The organism is Enterococcus sp. AMC1086 (genome assembly GCF_058216575.1).
The window spans coordinates 2,127,553-2,143,567 of sequence record NZ_CM177100.1; the positions used below are offsets into that span (position 1 = coordinate 2,127,553).

Consider the following 16,015-nt stretch of genomic DNA (forward strand, 5'->3'; position numbering starts at 1 on the left):
CTACCTTAAACCCGAAACGACTGTAACCTCAGAAGATGTAAAGACTGGTGTTACACAATATCTACCTGATTTTCAGGATTAAACGTATCAGTCTAACTTCATTTTTACTTATTGTGCCAACCAGTTACCGACTTCATTCAAAGCATCGTTGATACCAGCTGGATTTTTACCGCCAGCTTGTGCCATATCTGGACGGCCACCGCCACCGCCGCCTACTTTTGGTGCAATTGTTTTGATCAAGTCGCCTGCTTTCAGACCTTTTTCATTTGCTGCTTTAGACATTGTTGCTAATAAGCTGACTTTTTCGTCTTGAGCTGTTGCTAACACTAAAACATCTGATAATTCTTTTTGTTTCCATTGATCTGCTAACTGACGTAATTGATTCATATCTTTTACGTTTACCTGTGCAGCAATGTATGTTGTGCCATTGATTTCTTTAATGTCTTTAAAAATGTCTCCAGCTTGTTGATTGGCTAATTTTCCAGCCAGTTGTTCATTTTCCTTTTGTAAATCGCGTAATTGTTGTTGCAATTGTTCTGTTTTTGACACAACTTCTTTTAGTTGAGGTGATTTAACAATACTTGCAATCATTTTTAATTGTTTTTCTTCTTCGTTCATTAGCTCATACGCTTCTTTACTCGTAACAGCTTCAATCCGACGTACACCTGCACCGATCCCGGATTCAGACACGATTTTGAAAATCCCAATATCTTCTGTATTTGTTACGTGCGTTCCACCACATAGTTCGATCGAGTAGCCGCCGATATTCACGACGCGAACTTCTTTGCCGTATTTTTCACCAAATAAAGCCATAGCGCCCATATTTTTTGCTGTATCGATATCTGTTTCGACTGTTTCAACTGGAATGGCTTCCCAAATTTTTTCATTGACGATTGCTTCCATTTGAACTAATTCTTCTGGTGTGACTTGACCAAAATGAGTGAAGTCAAAACGTAAGTGACCTGGAGCGACTAATGAACCAGCTTGATTGGCATGATCGCCTAAAATATCTTTCAGCGCACGATGTAATAAATGAGTCGCAGTATGATTTTTCAAGATACGATTACGCATTTTTTCATCGACATGAAGCTCATACGTTGCACCTTCTACTAATTTTCCAGTCACTTGAGCCGTGTGTAAAAATTGACCGTTTGGTGCTTTTAACACATTTTCGACATGAGCTACGATCGTACCATTTTCATCTTTGATTGTTCCATGGTCCGCTACTTGTCCGCCCATTTCAGCATAGAAAGGTGTTTCAGCGAAAATCAATTGTGCTGTACCTTCTGAAAGTTCATTAAGGATTTCTTCGTCTTTTAAAATGATCAAAAGTTTACTTGTAGCTTCTAACTTGCTATAACCGACAAATTTACTGTCAACTTTAATATCCGTCAAAACAGCTGATTGAACGCCCATTGAGGTAGCTTTACTTCTAGCTGAACGAGCACGTTCCCTTTGCGCGTCCATTTCTTTTTCAAATCCAGCATGATCAACTTTTAAGCCAGAATCTTCTGCCACTTCTTCAGTTAATTCAACTGGGAAGCCATACGTATCATATAATTTGAAAATATCTTTACCATTTAAAGTAGCTTCATTAGCTGCTTTTACTTTCGTGATCAACTCATTTAAAATATCTAATCCTTCATTGATTGTTTCGTGGAAACGCTCTTCTTCTGTCCGAACCACTTTTTCGATAAATTCTTTTTGTTGCAATACTTCTGGGTAATAGCTGACCATCACATCACCAACTACTGGAACTAATTTGTATAAGAAAGCTTCGTTGATTCCTAATTTTTTCCCATGCATAACCGCACGACGTAATAAACGGCGCAATACGTAGCCACGGCCTTCATTTGAAGGTAATGCTCCATCTCCGATTGCAAATGACAATGCGCGAATATGGTCCGCAATGACTTTAAATGAAATATCGGTTTGTGGTGATTGACCATATGTTACTTGTCCGCTTAATTTTTCTACTGCATGAATGATCGGCATAAATAAATCTGTTTCAAAGTTCGTTGGAGCATTTTGAACGATAGAAACCATACGCTCCAAGCCCATACCCGTATCAATATTTTTATGAGGCAGTGGCTCATACGTATTATCCGCTTGGTGGTTAAACTCAGAAAATACTAAATTCCAAATTTCCAAATAACGTTCATTTTCTCCACCAGGATAGTTTTCTGGATCATCTTCTGCAACGTCGTTGAATGACTCACCGCGGTCATAAAAAATTTCTGAGTCTGGACCACATGGACCCGCACCAATATCCCAGAAGTTGTCTTCAATATCAATGATATGATCCATTGATAGACCAACCTCTTCATGCCAAATACGTTTTGCTTCTGTATCTTTTGGGTAAACTGTTACATATAATTTTTCAGGATCAAATGCCATCCATTCAGGAGAGGTTAGAAACTCCCACGCCCAGTGGATTGCTTCATTTTTAAAATAATCACCGATCGAAAAATTCCCTAACATTTCAAACATTGTATGGTGACGTGCTGTTTTCCCAACATTTTCGATATCATTTGTACGAATCGATTTTTGTGCATTTGTGATTCTTGGATTTTCAGGAACAACTGACCCATCAAAATATTTTTTCAATGTGGCAACACCTGAATTGATCCACAGTAAGGTTGGGTCATTGACGGGTACTAGAGAAGCACTTGGCTCCACAGAATGCCCTTTTGATTTGAAAAAGTCTAAATACATTTGACGAACTTGACTACTTGATAGTTGTTTCATTGTTTCATTCCTACTTTCTAAAAATAAGTGATGAGTTTTCGATTTTGTGCAACAAAAAAAGCGGCATTCACTGCAACACAAGGACGACAAATCGCGGTACCACCTTGTTTGCAATGAAGTCGCTTGACATACGTTCATTACCTCTTAAACTCCATAACGCAGAGTCGCGTTGATATTTCTACCAAAATTTATTTAAAGGGAGCAATTACGTTTTTGTGTTATTCTTCTTTCAACAATGAAGAACTTTCTGTAAACACTCTAAATCGAATCATATCCTTTAGTTTCCCTACAAATTATAAGGAAAGATTGAAAAAAAGTCAATGCTTTCAATTAACTTTCAATTTTAATGACTTTTCGATAGAGATACTCTTTTGGACTTAATTTTTGATCTGCTGAAATCATATGCCTTGGATGGAAATAGGTGGATAGCGGCAGCATCTTCTCAATTATCGTTTCTTTTTCTACTAGTTGATTGATCAATTTACTTTTTGCCAAATCATTCGTCAGCTCAAAATGATTTTGTTCGGTGTCGATCACTAGACCAAACATGTTCGCACCATCCATTTTACTTTTAATTTGACGGCCAGATTCATTATCTTGAATCAGCAATTCATTTCCCCAGCGAAATAAGCGACGGGTTCCCCCACCAACAGCAAACTCCCACTGATCTTCTGATAACAAATCAAACCCTTGCCTTTTGACCGCAAGCTTTAATTCTTCGTGCGTGAAATCATTATGGCTATAGACAAAATAATAATCTGATTCAGGTAAGAACTCTAAATAGCATTCATTTTTTACCAATAAAGATTTTGGAAATGACCAGGTGAAACTTTCTTCAGCAGATAATTTAGGAAAAAGTTGCGCACAAATGATCTCTTCATACGGAAAAAATTGTTCTACTTCCCCTTCAAAGATTCCAGTTACCGTGTCAAATATTCCTAAAAATTCAGTTCCAGCTGGTAATGCGTATTTTTGAACGAACATGGCCGGAATTGCAACTTTTCTTAGATTCGTCGTATACTCGTTTATGTAATCAGAAATTCCCTCTAATGACGTTAAATCATATTGAGGCTCTTCTTCTAAGCATTCAGATACAGGTAAAATTTCTTCATTTGTTAAGGTCGTTTTGAATGTGTTTTTTTCCAAATCCTCTACATCAAATCCTAATAGCTCATGTGAACGTAGTCCTTCTACGCCTAAATCCCAACCAAGAATTGCCTCGCTATTTCCAGGAATGAACACAAATAATTCACCATCAAACTCTAATTCAAACGTGCGACATTTAATGCCATACAGTTCAAAATTTACTAATTGAATCGTATTAATTTCAACAGTTGGTGGCACAAAATACATCAACAATTGCTGTAAAAGCACTTCTTTTTCTGGATCTTTCAAATTTTTCCAATTTGCCCATTCAACTTGTTCAAATAAATCCACACTATTCCCTCCTCGTGCATTTCAAAAATATCTGTTATGCTTAAGTATACCATTGAATGATTCTTTCATTAAGAAAATTATCTGGAGGTTCAAAATGCACATACATTTTGGGAATGAACGATGGAACCAGGCAGCAGCTTTTGCCTTACGTTATGAGGTTTTTGTATTGTAACAAGAAATCTCATTGCACGATGAATTTGATAAATTAGATACTATAGATCGTTATTACTTTGTGGCTTATGAAGGGACACTAGCAATTGCAACGATTCGTTATCAAAATAAAGACAACCGTACGATCCAACCTGATCGCTTCTGTGTTCGAAAAGACTATCGCAATAGAGGGATCGGAAAGAAATTACTTTTGCTATTAGAAGATCAAGCACGAAACGACGGGTATAAATGTAGTATACTCTCTGCAGAAAAAACAGCTTTACCTTTTTACAAATCATTACATTACTCCGTAAACTCTGAAGAGTACTTGGAAGATGGCATCGTTTGTGTCGAGATGATCAAAAAATTAAGCAGCTAAGATGAGTTGATTCATCTTGCTGCTTCGTTTTATTTATAACTATTCTTTTTAGATTTCTTAGCCGTCCGAGTTTGCTGACGACGTTCGACTTTACGTTTTTGCTTATTACTAGCTGAAATCGCCCATTCGATTTTCTTTTTGTAGCCTGGTTTGATTTTTTTCTTTTTCTTTTTAACTAAACCAATCAGCGTTGGATCTTCTAACGCATCTTTTGATTTTTCACGCTTGGTTCTGCGATTACGGTCATACGTGTCGATCAACTCACCATTTTTGATCTCTTTTGGATGAAACTCGATTCCTAATTGTTCCACTTCAGAGATTGCTTCTTCGTCTGCTGGTGAATACAAAGTGATTGCTGTTCCATCTAACCCATTTCTTCCCGTTCTACCTACTCGGTGAATAAAGAAGTCAAGATCACTTGGCACTTCTGCATTGATCACATGAGAAACACCTTCAATATCAATACCGCGAGCAGCTAAATCGGTGGCAACGACATACTGATATTCTAAATCTTGCACTTGGCGCATGACACGTTTACGTTCTCTAGGAGAAATATCCCCATGAATTTTCGCAACTTTCAAGCCTTGGTCTTTTAAATAATCAGTAATTTCATCAACACGTTGTTTCGTATTAGCAAATACTATGACAAGGTAAGGATGTCCTATCGTCAATAATTGATAAATTAGACGATTCTTATCTTTTCCTTTAGTAGAAATCAACCAATTATCGATTGTTTCTGAGATGATATTCTTCGGTTGGATATGCTCTATTACAGGATTTTCCATGTATTTTTTTAAGAAAGGTTTTAGCTTTTCAGGAATCGTCGCTGAGAAAACGAGCATCTGTAATTTATCGGGCAGGCGTCCGGCGATTTGATCAACTTCTTCTAAAAAGCCCATGTCTAATGTCATATCTGCTTCATCCACCACAAAAGCAAATGCAGTATGAGCTTTTAATGCTTGTTCATTCATCAAATCTAAAATACGGCCCGGCGTTCCAATAACCACGTGCGGTTGCTGATGTTTTAATTTCGCAATTTGACGTTGTTTATCTGTCCCACCGACAAAATTTGTCACACGAATTTCCGGCTGACTGAATTTTGCGATTTGAACTGCTTCTTGGTAAATTTGATTTGCTAACTCTCGACTGGGTGCCGTGATCAAAATTTGCACTTCATCCAATTGAGGATTTACTTTATTCATCAATGGTAATAAAAATGTGTGGGTCTTTCCACTTCCTGTTTGAGATTGACCGATCACACTTTTGCCTTTTTTAATGACAGGAATCAATTTTTCTTGTACTTCTGTTGGTTGTTCAAAACCTTTATCTGCTAGTGCTTCCATGATAAAATCGTTGAACTGAAATTGTTTAAATGAACTCATTTACCTCACCTCTTTCAAACTTGTTGTGTAAGTCCTCATGCATTATACCACAAAAACCACAAATCCTTATTGATTTTCTGTATTTTCCTCTCTTTTTATCGTGCTGATCGTATAGGTATGACTTGCTTTTTCGTAAAATAGCCGACGCTTTTTTCTGATCAGTACATAAAACACATTGATGAAAAACAAGAGTAGTAAGAATGAACAAAATAGAAACAACATAAAACTCACAAGCTGCAACATACGATTATTCGAATTCAGTAAATCGGCTGAACTTGTCATGTAGGAACTGATCAGACCATAAACAAAATACAAATACCCATATCGAATAAATAGCGCTCTAAAACGAATTTTTTCATGTCCTTCTTCCACTACTTGAATACGCACGATTTTCTTGCCTATCGTTTCTCCATTCGTAAGTTTTGGCAATAGCATAAACACTAAAAAGACCATAACGAAAAACCAAACTCGTCCTTCTAATGTAGGATATCCTGCAAACCATTCTCTATACTGAGGAATTAAATTTAAAAGCGACATCCCAATTGTTTGAACGATCGAAATCACAAACCAATCGATCAGAAAAGCCACAAATCGTCTGAACAAACTGACCGACTGTCCCTTTTCATACGCCGCCTCATCCAATTCATCTCTTGTTGGAAACAAAAAGGTCAACATCGGTGTGATCCCATAACCGACAATTCCACCAAATGTATTATTGATCAAATCATTCACATCCGCTAAACGGTACGGTCTAGGATAAATAAAGTACAAACCGCTCAACTGCGTCAATTCAAAAAAGAGCGACAAGAGAAAACTAGCTAAAACAACTTTTTTAAATGAGCACTTAAAATAATAACGCAAATAAACACCAAACGGGACTAAAAGCAAAACATTGAATACAGGTTCTAAAACAACTCCTTGTCTAAGGGCTGGAACAAAGGTACTTGGATCATGGATATTCAATACCGTATCGTGTAAAAAACGACTAACAAAATAAAATGGTCGTAATTCAAAATACTGACTAGTGTATTGCGCTACTTCCGCACGAGGCGGCAAAGGTAAAATAATTAAAAAATACGCACACAACAAATAAAATACAAACGAATATAGTATCAGTGCCCGCCTAAATAAAAAGGTGCCATATTTTCGATATTCTCGAATAACAAGTACAAACGAAATCGCAAATGCTAAAAAAGGAAACACGATTATCGCCGTTTTGATTGGCACAGTGTATGCTGACATCTAGAAATCACTCCTTTTCTCCAGTGTAGTAGAAAATGACTATTTTGTCATTTCTAAAAACGAAAGTTTTAACAAAAAAATATATTATGCAAATTGAAAAAATTGCAGTATGATTGTTTTATAAGGATTTAGATTACGATACGGGAACAAATTTTAGTATTCAATTCTTACATTTAGCATTCAATTCTTACATACGGAGGTCTTTTTATGTTAAATCCATACTTTGCTTTTGGCGTGCCTATCTTTCTACTTTTTTTATATATTGTATTTGCTATTATTAGAAAAAAAAGCAAACTGCATTACATTGGCTTTGTCCTTCTACTGATTGCCACCTTTATGATGGCGTTTAGTTTTCAGGTATTACAAGGATTATGGACTTTGGAAGATAGTCATTCCATCGAGCAACTAAATAATTTAAATTACTCGCCAGAACTATTATGGATCCCACTTATTTTAGGGGGCGTTTTAGCTCTTATTAACCTTTGGCGTGGTGTGAAGCGAGTGCAATCATTTCGGGAAGATTCGGACTAGATACAAAAATAGAATATAAAATGCATCCTATATATTTCACAGAGAAGTTTCAAATTGTACCAAGCTTTTGTATGAATTTCTAGATATGATTGCTATTTTCGGTCGATTTACGAAACTTCTTTCCCATTGGAAACAATATTGACAGCTTTAAACTGCTTATATCGTTTTTTTGGATGGTTTCACAAATTATTTTGTTTGAATGAAAGAAAAATATTATATGGAAATACCGTTATTATTATTGAATAATTTTTTCAATGACCAAAATATGCCTGACAACAAAAAGAAAATCATTCGTGAATATCATACTTGTGGGAAAATTTATCACAGCTATTAAGGAAATAGAGGACATGCTGGAAATTTTAGATAAACAGATTTGTGTCCTTACAAGGAAGAATCTCCCAATAATCTAAAAAATAGAAGACTTGAAATCATTTTTATGATTTCGGTCTTCTATTCTATGGTTCTTGGGACACGTCCCAAGCTCGTTAAAATTAATAATATAAAACAACTATTTTAGCTTTAATTCTTCTTCACAAACTCTGATTTCAACTTCATTGGACCAAATCCATCCACTTTACAATCAATATTATGACCATCAGCTGCATCAACCACTAAACGAATACCTTTAACTTTCGTTCCTTGTTTGATGGCACCACTTGCTCCTTTGACCTTCAAATCTTTGATAACTGTCACGTTATCTCCATCCGCCAAAACATTCCCATTGGAATCTTTAATAACAGCTGCTGTATCTTCAGCTGTATCGGTTGGTGACCATTCATGTCCACACTCTGGACAAATAATCATGCCGCGATCCTCATAAGTGTATGTTGAACCACATTCAGGGCAACTTGGTAAATTTTCCATCTAAATTCTCCTCTTCTCTTTATAGATTCAGCGCCCCTTACTGCTTAAAGTAACGGGTCTTCTCTTTTTAATAGCTCCTGATAGTTATTATTTTAATGAAAAAATCTCATAAAAATAACAGCTATCCATCAAAATGTTGTCAATTCATTCTATCGTATTTCCAGATGAAAGGGAAGACCCATTTACAAGAGAAATTTACAAGAAAACATTTATTTGCCTTTTCGATATAAGGAAGATCAGTCATACTCTCAATCATTTATTTTCCATCATCATAACTTATTTTTGACACACTAGCATTCTTCAATCCACCATCGGGCAAGTCTTCATCTATGCCAAAATTATATTCTCTTAGGCGTTTGTCTTTCGTCATTTCTTTTATTCGTTTTTCTTGACCATGATTTTTATTCACTGAAAAAGCAAAACCCAACTACACCAAATGATATTATTTGGCACAATTAGGTTTAGCTTGTCTTAAAAAATCACTATCCACTATTTAACTGGCTTTAGAATAGCAGAAGTCTTGCTAATTATTTTTTATATTCTTTACATAATTTTTGAATCGCTTCATAAATAGCCTTTATTTCTTTTTGATCTTTAGCATTCGCTCCACTGGCTAGAGGATGTCCGCCACCATGATGTTTTTTGGCCAATTCATTGATCACAGGACCTTTTGAGCGTAGACGTACTCGGTAATACCCTTGTGGTTGTTCCACAAAGATTCCCCATGCCAAAACTTCATCGATCACACCAGGTAAAGATACGATTGCGGCTGTGTCTGAATCTACAATACCATATTCATCAAGTAACGATTGGGGCAGAATAACTTTAGCTGCCCCTTGTTCATCCACTTCAATATTTTGGTACACATATCCAGCTAATTTAGCCACATTCATTGGAATTTGTTCTAATTCACGATTTAGCTCTGCAGGATTAAAATCAAACGACATCAATTCGGCTGCTACTTCTAATGTATGAGGCGTCGTTGATGGATATAAAAACCTGCCAGTATCTCCGATAATTCCAGCATATAACAAGCGAGCTGCATTGCTATTTAGGACCAATTCATCTTGATTAAGATGATAGAAATCCGCAATAATCTCACTACAACTACTCGCCTTCGTATTGACCCAAACCAAATCACCATATGGATCATCGTTCGGATGGTGATCTATTTTAATCAATTCCGCCCCTAAATCATAACGTTCATCACTGATTCTAGGAGAATTAGCCGTATCAGTCACGATAACTAATGCATTTTTATATGTTTCATCAGACACTTCATTCATTTGTGCTAAAAACTCTAAGCCCTCAACAGGACCGCCTACTTGATAAATATTTTTCTCTGGAAAGCTTTCTCGTAAAATTTCTGCTAAACCAACTTGTGAACCGATCGCATCTGGATCAGGTCGTTGATGGCGATGAATAATAATTGTTTGATACTTTTTTATTTTTGTTAAAATCTCTTTGACAACATCCATAATATACTTCCTCCTAGGTACGCTCCATTACTTGGCAAACAACGATTGCTTTCGCTACAAGAGCATTCTCCAAATAAACTTCAATGTCCAATTTCGCTGACCGTCGCCCAATTTCTAAAACTCTTGGACGAATAGTAAGTTCACTTTCTAATTGAATCAAACGCAGATAATGCAAACTCATTTGTTCAATCAAAACATTTCTTCTTTGATTAGTGATCATCGTGCGCTGTGTCACATTTGAGATGATTTCACTTAAGACACCAAATGAAATCGTCCCAACACTGTTGACCATTTGGGGTGTGACGGAAAATTTGAACTGAGGCTCATCTGCTTTTCCATTCTCGTCAATAGGCATGACTTCACCAGAGATTTGATCTGAAATCGTATCAGCAATTTGGGGTTGTCTTTGAACGAGCTGCATTGCTTTCATTACATCTTGTCTAGAAACGAAACCAACTAATGACAGATCGTCTTCAACAACTGGCATGACTTCTAATCCATCCCAAATCATTTGGTGGCTGACACTAGCAACACTCATCATTTTTTTCACTACGATCGGATCTTTGGTCATGACTTTGTCCATTGCCAATGTTTCCGTTTTGCCTAAAACATCTTTAGCTGTAACAATTCCAACCAATCGCAGGCTTTTATTTACTACAGGAAAACGTGAATGATGGGTTTTCTCAGAAAGCTTTTGATAATCTGCAATGGTATTCGTGGAATATAAGTAATTCGTTTTTTCTAATGTCGTATAAATGTCACTGACCAACATAATATCTTTTTTGATCAATTGATCGCTCAATGCACGGTTGATCATGGTAGCCACTGTAAACGTATCATACGTTGTTCTTAAGACCGGCATTTCTAATTCATCCGCCAACTCAGCAATTTCGACTTCTGTGTCAAATCCACCAGTGATCAAAACAGCTGCGCCATTTTCCAGAGCTAATTTTTGAACCCCTTGTCGATTCCCAACAATCATCAGTGATCCAGGCGTAATGTATCGCGTCATCGCCTTTTCAGTCATTGCACCGATCACAAACTTATTCAAAACCTTATCTAGACCAGCCGATCCCCCTAAAACATCTCCCTCAATAATGCGAACTACTTCACCAAATGTCAATTTTTCGATATGTTTTTTTAATTTACGTTCAATTCGAATTGTTCCCACACGCTGGATCGTTGAGACTAATCCAATGTTTTCAGCATCTTTAATAGCCCGATACGCAGTGCCCTCACTCACACCAAGATTTTTAGCAATGCTTCTAACAGAAATACGATCACCGATCGGTAATCCTTCAATATACTTTAATATTTGATCATGTTTCGTCGCCATAATGTCCTCCTTATCTTAAAAGTGTAGTGGGTTCGTTCAGCTTTGGCTGGAAAGTCATTCATTTTTGCAAAATTTTCTTCGGACTGAACAATCAAAAACTTATTCTCTTAAGACTTTATATTTTTGTTTTTCTTTCACTCTTCATACATCATCAGCATTTTTTATGTTAAGTGGTTCGTCTGTTTTAATTCGTTATAAGACATTTTTGAAACAGATATACCTTCCACAATGATTGACTTCACTTAAAAAGTATAACAAAAAAAACGACATTTTAGTACAGTTATTCTTTTTTTATTGTAACAGAAGTTAAAAATAAAAAAATACAATTTTTTCCTTTTATATCATTACTCTCATAAAATTCAAAAAATTTATTCAGTACTAAGGTTTTAGAAAAAATTTTTCCTGATAATTTTCATTATTTTCTCACTAACATTTTTTCGAAAAAAGGAGTATCATAAGAACGGAATGTTCATACTTTTTTGAGGAGATGAGTCTATGGAGTCAGTTAATAGTTTTCAAGAAAATAAAGAAGTACAAAAAAATCGCTGGTGGATTTTAGTTTCAGTAGCAATGTTTACTTTTATGTCCACTTTAGATGCCAGCATCGTCAATATAGCGTTACCGACAATTTCAAAGGATATGAAGGTACCAATGAATCAATCGGAATGGATTGTTTCAATTTATTTGATGATTGTTTGTTCTTGTCTCTTGCTTTTTGGAAAAATCGGAGATAGTTTTGGAAAGATCAAAGTTTATCGTATCGGAACCGTGATTTTTACAGTAGGTTCGTTATTATGCGGATTTAATCATTCGCTAGAATTCCTTTTATTTGCACGAATCGTTCAAGGAATTGGTTCAAGTATGACAATGGCCGCAAATTCAGGGATTGTCACAGAAGTATTTCCTTTCAAAGAACGTGGTCGAGCATTAGGTTCGATTGGTGCTTTTGTTTCTCTGGGGTCAATTGCTGGACCTGGAATCGGCGGATTGATTCTTTCTCACTTTTCATGGTCTTATATTTTCTGGATCAATGTGCCTGTTGGAATCATCACAATTTTGATTGGCGAGAAATTTTTACCAAAAGATATCACTAAAAGCGGAAAAAAAGTTGATATACTTGGATTTAGTTTGTTTGCTGCCTTTATTATGACATTCTTTGGAGGTATCTTTATTGGTCAGGAAATCGGCTTTGACGCTACTTTGTCTGTTGTATTATTTGCTTTTGCAGTACTTTCATTTATCATTTTTATAAGAGTAGAAAAACGTGTCCGTCAACCTTTGATCACTTTTTCGATTTTTAAAAACAAGGTCTTTACAATGAGCTTGATCACGGCTGTTTTGATTTTTTCATCTAACTTCTTTGTCAACGTTGTGATCCCGTTTTACTTACAAAATGCCCGTGGTTTACCAGCCAGTAAAGCAGGACTATTGATGATGGTCTTTCCTTTATTAATGGTCGTTGGTTCTCCTATTAGCGGTTTTTTAACGGATAAAATCGGCACAAAGATTTTAACCTTATCTGGATTGATTTTGTTATCGATCACGTCTTTAATGTATATGTTTTTAAATCAAGGCACACCGCTTTGGTATTATATTGTGGCGACTGGTATTATGGGTTTAGGAAATGCACTTTTCCAATCACCGAACAATACGACTGTCATGAGTAGTGTTTCCAAAGAGGATTTAGGCGTTGCTGGGAGTATGAACTCATTCGCTCGTAATTTAGGAATGGTCTTGGGAATTGCATTGGCTACGACAATTTTGTATAACGCAATGAGCGTTGCTTATGGTCAACGTGTGACGACATACATCAGCGCAAGACCTGATATCTTTATTTTTGGGATGAGGATCACGTTCTTAGGTTCTTTTATTTTATGTTTAACAGCTTTAGGTCTAACTTTATTCCGTTCATTAAATGCTAAAAAAAGATAAACCTACTAAAAAATGAAACTGCGACAGAAAATCTCTGCGTTCAGTTTCATTTTTTTAATAGATAATAAAATGACTTGTACTAGTCATCTTCATTGCCATTTTTAATGCTCTTGATGAACTCTTCAAATAATTCAGTTCCAATGCCCATTTTCTTATAATTTTCAAAGATTGACTTTAACTCCATCAGCAGATAGCCAACATATAAAACATAGATCAGCCCTACCCCAGCTCCACCTGGAATCAATGGTGCTAAGGGAATAAAGAACATAAGTAATACCATGCTAGCTACTTTTCTCAATATTCCATTGATCCCTACTTTACTTAAAAAATCAATTTTGGGGTTGATTTTTGCAGCTAAACTACCGCTTAAAAAATCGATGATCATCGCGATACAAATCAATGTTAACACGTAAATTGCTTTATGATCTGCATCGACTAAAAAACGATCTAAATACTCAAACATTTTCATAATTACCACCTTTTTTCATTATTTACTTAACTAGCTTATTATTTTTGAATCATTACGATAGTTTGCTTTAAATGCTTTTCTTTTTTTTTTGAACACTTTTTAACTATCGTATAGGAATACTTTACTTGATTATTGTCTAGTTAAACTACCAAATTTCTCCCATAATAGTGTCATTTTTCTATTAACAGTTTTCCACTTTCATATGACTCAGCAAAATGTATCATCGCATTGTCTAATTCCCGATAAAACTTACTTTCACTCATATGATGTTTCATATATATCGCGATATTTGTTGTAAAATTTCGGTCCATAAATTTGTCATATAATAATTGCCTATCGTACGCATCCAACTGATTCATAGCATCTGTGATCTTTTCTAATTCAACTTCTGCAAGATATTTTCGATCAACCACTTTATCCGGTTTGCGAGAAAATTTTTTATCAATATTTTTCATTTCAAATGTATATGCCGTTGTTACTTTCGGCGAACATTTCTCTCCAGCGATTCTTACTAAAGAACGATACGTTTTTAATAAATTATCAACTTTTTTTTTCGTTTTCTTTCGATCGATTTCAGGGAATAAAAGCATTTTTTATCCTCTCCTTTATTTAGTGAATTAGCTAATCTATATTAAAATCGTTGACTAAAATTAGCATTTACGCTATTATGTAAGTATAGTTAAATAAGCTTTATTCTACTTCTGCTGCTTTCGCTATAGATGCTGACTGCTAGAATAGCTTTATCTAACTACTTACTGACAAATTAGTTTATAAGAGCATTATAATAGCTTAAAAGCTAATTGTCAATTAAAAATAGCTTAAAAGCTAATTTTTTCCATTTAAGCTTATGAAAGGTTGAAAAACATGCGTTTAACTTTCAGAATTAAAGAACTCGCAGACAAGAAAAAAGTTACTTTTGCTGAAATCGAACGAAATACAGGTATTTCTAATGGACAAATTCGTCGTTGGGATACTTCTTCTCCAAAAATAGAGAATATCCAAAAAGTAGCTGATTATTTTGATGTTTCTACTGACTATTTATTGGGACGTTCTGAAGTATCTTCCATTAAAGAAGCTGATCAAGAGGACAAACTCTCTTCTCAGATCATGTTTCGGATGAATACAGAAGGCTTATCTGAAAATGAAGTAGATGAACTGAAAGATGAAGTGGATCGTTTTCTTCGTTTTAGACGAGCTGAAATCGAACGTGAAAGAGAACTAAAACAAGACGACAAGGCGTGATTGGATGACAGAGCAAATTGATGAATATCTTAGTTTTTCTGATAAAATAAACGATTATATCTCAGCGTTGATGGTAGCAAATAATATCGGTTATGAAAATTACGACTGTTCCTATCTTTGGGACTACGTAAAATCTAAGGGAGTTTCAATGCGCAGTTTTCCATTCGATGGCGTAGCAAGAGATCGTATTTCCGGTATGATCGTTAAAGACTCTTTAGAGACAACGATTGGCTATAATCAAAACATGAGTGAAAAAAGAAAGAATTTTACGATCAGTCATGAGATTACGCATTATTTATTTCATATGACTGAAAATGATCTGATTTTTACCGATACAGAAAGTAGCTTGCACTATTCTTATAACGAAGTACTTCATGAGTTTCAAGCAAATATCGGCGCTTCTGCAATACTTGTACCTGATGTTGTATTCTTCCGCTTTTTAAAAGAAGGCTGGAATTTGTCTCAGCTATCGAATCATTTTGGAATATCGGAAAGCGCCCTTTATATCCGTTTGATCCATACGATGCAGGCTAATTTTGGCGTTTCTTATATCGCGGCTAAAACCAATGCAGATGCTATTCGGTATAAATTTAGCGGTAAAGGGCAAAGTGCAGCTGTTGAATTAGGGACGAATTTGGAAACACGTTTGTTTCGAACGAATCGGTTTATTGAAGCGTTGTGAAAAAATAATGTCATACTCAATAAAAACCTAGCTATTTAGTTTTTATTGTAATTGAACTCTTTTAAATATAAGTTTGTTCTAAATACTATAAAACTACCGCGTGAAATAATTTCTACTCCCCCTTTTATTTTTAGAGGGGTGAA

General features: G+C 35.5%; 15 protein-coding genes. 5 read left to right on the forward strand and 10 right to left on the reverse strand.

Going from position 1 to position 16,015, the window contains the following annotated elements:
- Nucleotides 1–108: 108 nt before the first annotated feature.
- Nucleotides 109–2,748, reverse strand: coding sequence for an alanine--tRNA ligase (alaS, locus tag AC4BC4_RS10040; RefSeq protein WP_490475598.1), 2,640 nt, complete (start codon nt 2,746–2,748; stop codon nt 109–111).
- A 330-nt stretch (nt 2,749–3,078) separates the two neighbouring features.
- Nucleotides 3,079–4,185 (reverse strand): DUF7278 family profilin-like fold-containing protein, encoded by a 1,107-nt coding sequence (locus tag AC4BC4_RS10045; RefSeq protein ID WP_490475599.1) that lies wholly within the window; start codon nt 4,183–4,185, stop codon nt 3,079–3,081.
- A gap of 184 nt (nt 4,186–4,369) precedes the next feature.
- Here AC4BC4_RS10045 and AC4BC4_RS10050 point away from each other — a divergent pair, with 184 nt between their 5' ends.
- Entirely contained in the window at nt 4,370–4,714 is a 345-nt protein-coding gene (locus AC4BC4_RS10050; RefSeq protein WP_490475600.1) for a GNAT family N-acetyltransferase, read from the forward strand.
- Between the two features lie 29 nt (nt 4,715–4,743).
- On the opposite strand, the gene AC4BC4_RS10055 is transcribed toward AC4BC4_RS10050, so the two are convergent.
- Nucleotides 4,744–6,096 carry a DEAD/DEAH box helicase gene (locus AC4BC4_RS10055; protein ID WP_490475601.1) on the reverse strand — a complete coding sequence of 451 codons (1,353 nt, stop codon included), beginning with the start codon at nt 6,094–6,096 and terminating at the stop codon, nt 4,744–4,746.
- 66 nt (nt 6,097–6,162) lie between these two features.
- Complete coding sequence (locus tag AC4BC4_RS10060; RefSeq protein WP_490475602.1) at nt 6,163–7,338, reverse strand: VanZ family protein; 1,176 nt, start codon at nt 7,336–7,338, stop codon at nt 6,163–6,165.
- A gap of 207 nt (nt 7,339–7,545) precedes the next feature.
- On the opposite strand from AC4BC4_RS10060, the gene AC4BC4_RS10065 reads away from it, so the two are divergent.
- Complete coding sequence (locus AC4BC4_RS10065; RefSeq protein ID WP_438756657.1) at nt 7,546–7,869, forward strand: hypothetical protein; 324 nt, start codon at nt 7,546–7,548, stop codon at nt 7,867–7,869.
- 519 nt (nt 7,870–8,388) lie between these two features.
- On the opposite strand, the gene AC4BC4_RS10070 is transcribed toward AC4BC4_RS10065, so the two are convergent.
- The 4 genes from AC4BC4_RS10070 to AC4BC4_RS10085 form a co-directional block, all read right to left on the reverse strand.
- Nucleotides 8,389–8,733 (reverse strand): zinc ribbon domain-containing protein YjdM, encoded by a 345-nt coding sequence (locus tag AC4BC4_RS10070; protein WP_490475603.1) that lies wholly within the window; start codon nt 8,731–8,733, stop codon nt 8,389–8,391.
- A 256-nt stretch (nt 8,734–8,989) separates the two neighbouring features.
- Complete coding sequence (locus tag AC4BC4_RS10075; protein ID WP_490475604.1) at nt 8,990–9,142, reverse strand: hypothetical protein; 153 nt, start codon at nt 9,140–9,142, stop codon at nt 8,990–8,992.
- Nucleotides 9,143–9,260: 118 nt separating this feature from the next.
- Nucleotides 9,261–10,211 carry a DHH family phosphoesterase gene (locus tag AC4BC4_RS10080; RefSeq protein ID WP_490475605.1) on the reverse strand — a complete coding sequence of 317 codons (951 nt, stop codon included), beginning with the start codon at nt 10,209–10,211 and terminating at the stop codon, nt 9,261–9,263.
- A 13-nt stretch (nt 10,212–10,224) separates the two neighbouring features.
- Nucleotides 10,225–11,547: a DRTGG domain-containing protein gene (locus AC4BC4_RS10085; RefSeq protein WP_490475606.1), complete on the reverse strand. Its 1,323-nt coding sequence runs from the start codon at nt 11,545–11,547 to the stop codon at nt 10,225–10,227.
- A 495-nt stretch (nt 11,548–12,042) separates the two neighbouring features.
- On the opposite strand from AC4BC4_RS10085, the gene AC4BC4_RS10090 reads away from it, so the two are divergent.
- Nucleotides 12,043–13,479 (forward strand): MFS transporter, encoded by a 1,437-nt coding sequence (locus tag AC4BC4_RS10090; RefSeq protein ID WP_490475607.1) that lies wholly within the window; start codon nt 12,043–12,045, stop codon nt 13,477–13,479.
- Between the two features lie 79 nt (nt 13,480–13,558).
- Here the strand turns inward: AC4BC4_RS10090 and AC4BC4_RS10095 are convergent, their stop codons facing one another.
- Together AC4BC4_RS10095 and AC4BC4_RS10100 are read right to left on the reverse strand one after the other, a co-directional pair.
- Nucleotides 13,559–13,942 carry a phage holin family protein gene (locus tag AC4BC4_RS10095; protein WP_490477369.1) on the reverse strand — a complete coding sequence of 128 codons (384 nt, stop codon included), beginning with the start codon at nt 13,940–13,942 and terminating at the stop codon, nt 13,559–13,561.
- A gap of 176 nt (nt 13,943–14,118) precedes the next feature.
- Entirely contained in the window at nt 14,119–14,538 is a 420-nt protein-coding gene (locus tag AC4BC4_RS10100) for an ArpU family phage packaging/lysis transcriptional regulator (RefSeq protein WP_490475608.1), read from the reverse strand.
- Nucleotides 14,539–14,812: 274 nt separating this feature from the next.
- On the opposite strand from AC4BC4_RS10100, the gene AC4BC4_RS10105 reads away from it, so the two are divergent.
- Entirely contained in the window at nt 14,813–15,190 is a 378-nt protein-coding gene (locus AC4BC4_RS10105) for a helix-turn-helix domain-containing protein (RefSeq protein WP_490475609.1), read from the forward strand.
- A gap of 4 nt (nt 15,191–15,194) precedes the next feature.
- The gene (locus AC4BC4_RS10110) at nt 15,195–15,872 is read left to right on the forward strand and encodes an ImmA/IrrE family metallo-endopeptidase (RefSeq protein ID WP_438756666.1); all 678 of its coding nucleotides are present in this window, start codon (nt 15,195–15,197) and stop codon (nt 15,870–15,872) included.
- Nucleotides 15,873–16,015: the final 143 nt, after the last annotated feature.

What these genes read in the sequence shown, in the direction of transcription:
- alaS (WP_490475598.1), bottom strand. Translation starts at nt 2,748, where the DNA reads ATGAAACAACTATCAAGTAGTCAAGTTCGTCAAATGTATTTAGACTTT.
- AC4BC4_RS10055 (WP_490475601.1), bottom strand. Translation starts at nt 6,096, where the DNA reads ATGAGTTCATTTAAACAATTTCAGTTCAACGATTTTATCATGGAAGCA.
- AC4BC4_RS10060 (WP_490475602.1), bottom strand. Translation starts at nt 7,338, where the DNA reads ATGTCAGCATACACTGTGCCAATCAAAACGGCGATAATCGTGTTTCCT.
- AC4BC4_RS10065 (WP_438756657.1), top strand. Translation starts at nt 7,546, where the DNA reads ATGTTAAATCCATACTTTGCTTTTGGCGTGCCTATCTTTCTACTTTTT.
- AC4BC4_RS10070 (WP_490475603.1), bottom strand. Translation starts at nt 8,733, where the DNA reads ATGGAAAATTTACCAAGTTGCCCTGAATGTGGTTCAACATACACTTAT.
- AC4BC4_RS10080 (WP_490475605.1), bottom strand. Translation starts at nt 10,211, where the DNA reads ATGGATGTTGTCAAAGAGATTTTAACAAAAATAAAAAAGTATCAAACA.
- AC4BC4_RS10085 (WP_490475606.1), bottom strand. Translation starts at nt 11,547, where the DNA reads ATGGCGACGAAACATGATCAAATATTAAAGTATATTGAAGGATTACCG.
- AC4BC4_RS10090 (WP_490475607.1), top strand. Translation starts at nt 12,043, where the DNA reads ATGGAGTCAGTTAATAGTTTTCAAGAAAATAAAGAAGTACAAAAAAAT.
- AC4BC4_RS10095 (WP_490477369.1), bottom strand. Translation starts at nt 13,942, where the DNA reads ATGTTTGAGTATTTAGATCGTTTTTTAGTCGATGCAGATCATAAAGCA.
- AC4BC4_RS10100 (WP_490475608.1), bottom strand. Translation starts at nt 14,538, where the DNA reads ATGCTTTTATTCCCTGAAATCGATCGAAAGAAAACGAAAAAAAAAGTT.
- AC4BC4_RS10105 (WP_490475609.1), top strand. Translation starts at nt 14,813, where the DNA reads ATGCGTTTAACTTTCAGAATTAAAGAACTCGCAGACAAGAAAAAAGTT.
- AC4BC4_RS10110 (WP_438756666.1), top strand. Translation starts at nt 15,195, where the DNA reads ATGACAGAGCAAATTGATGAATATCTTAGTTTTTCTGATAAAATAAAC.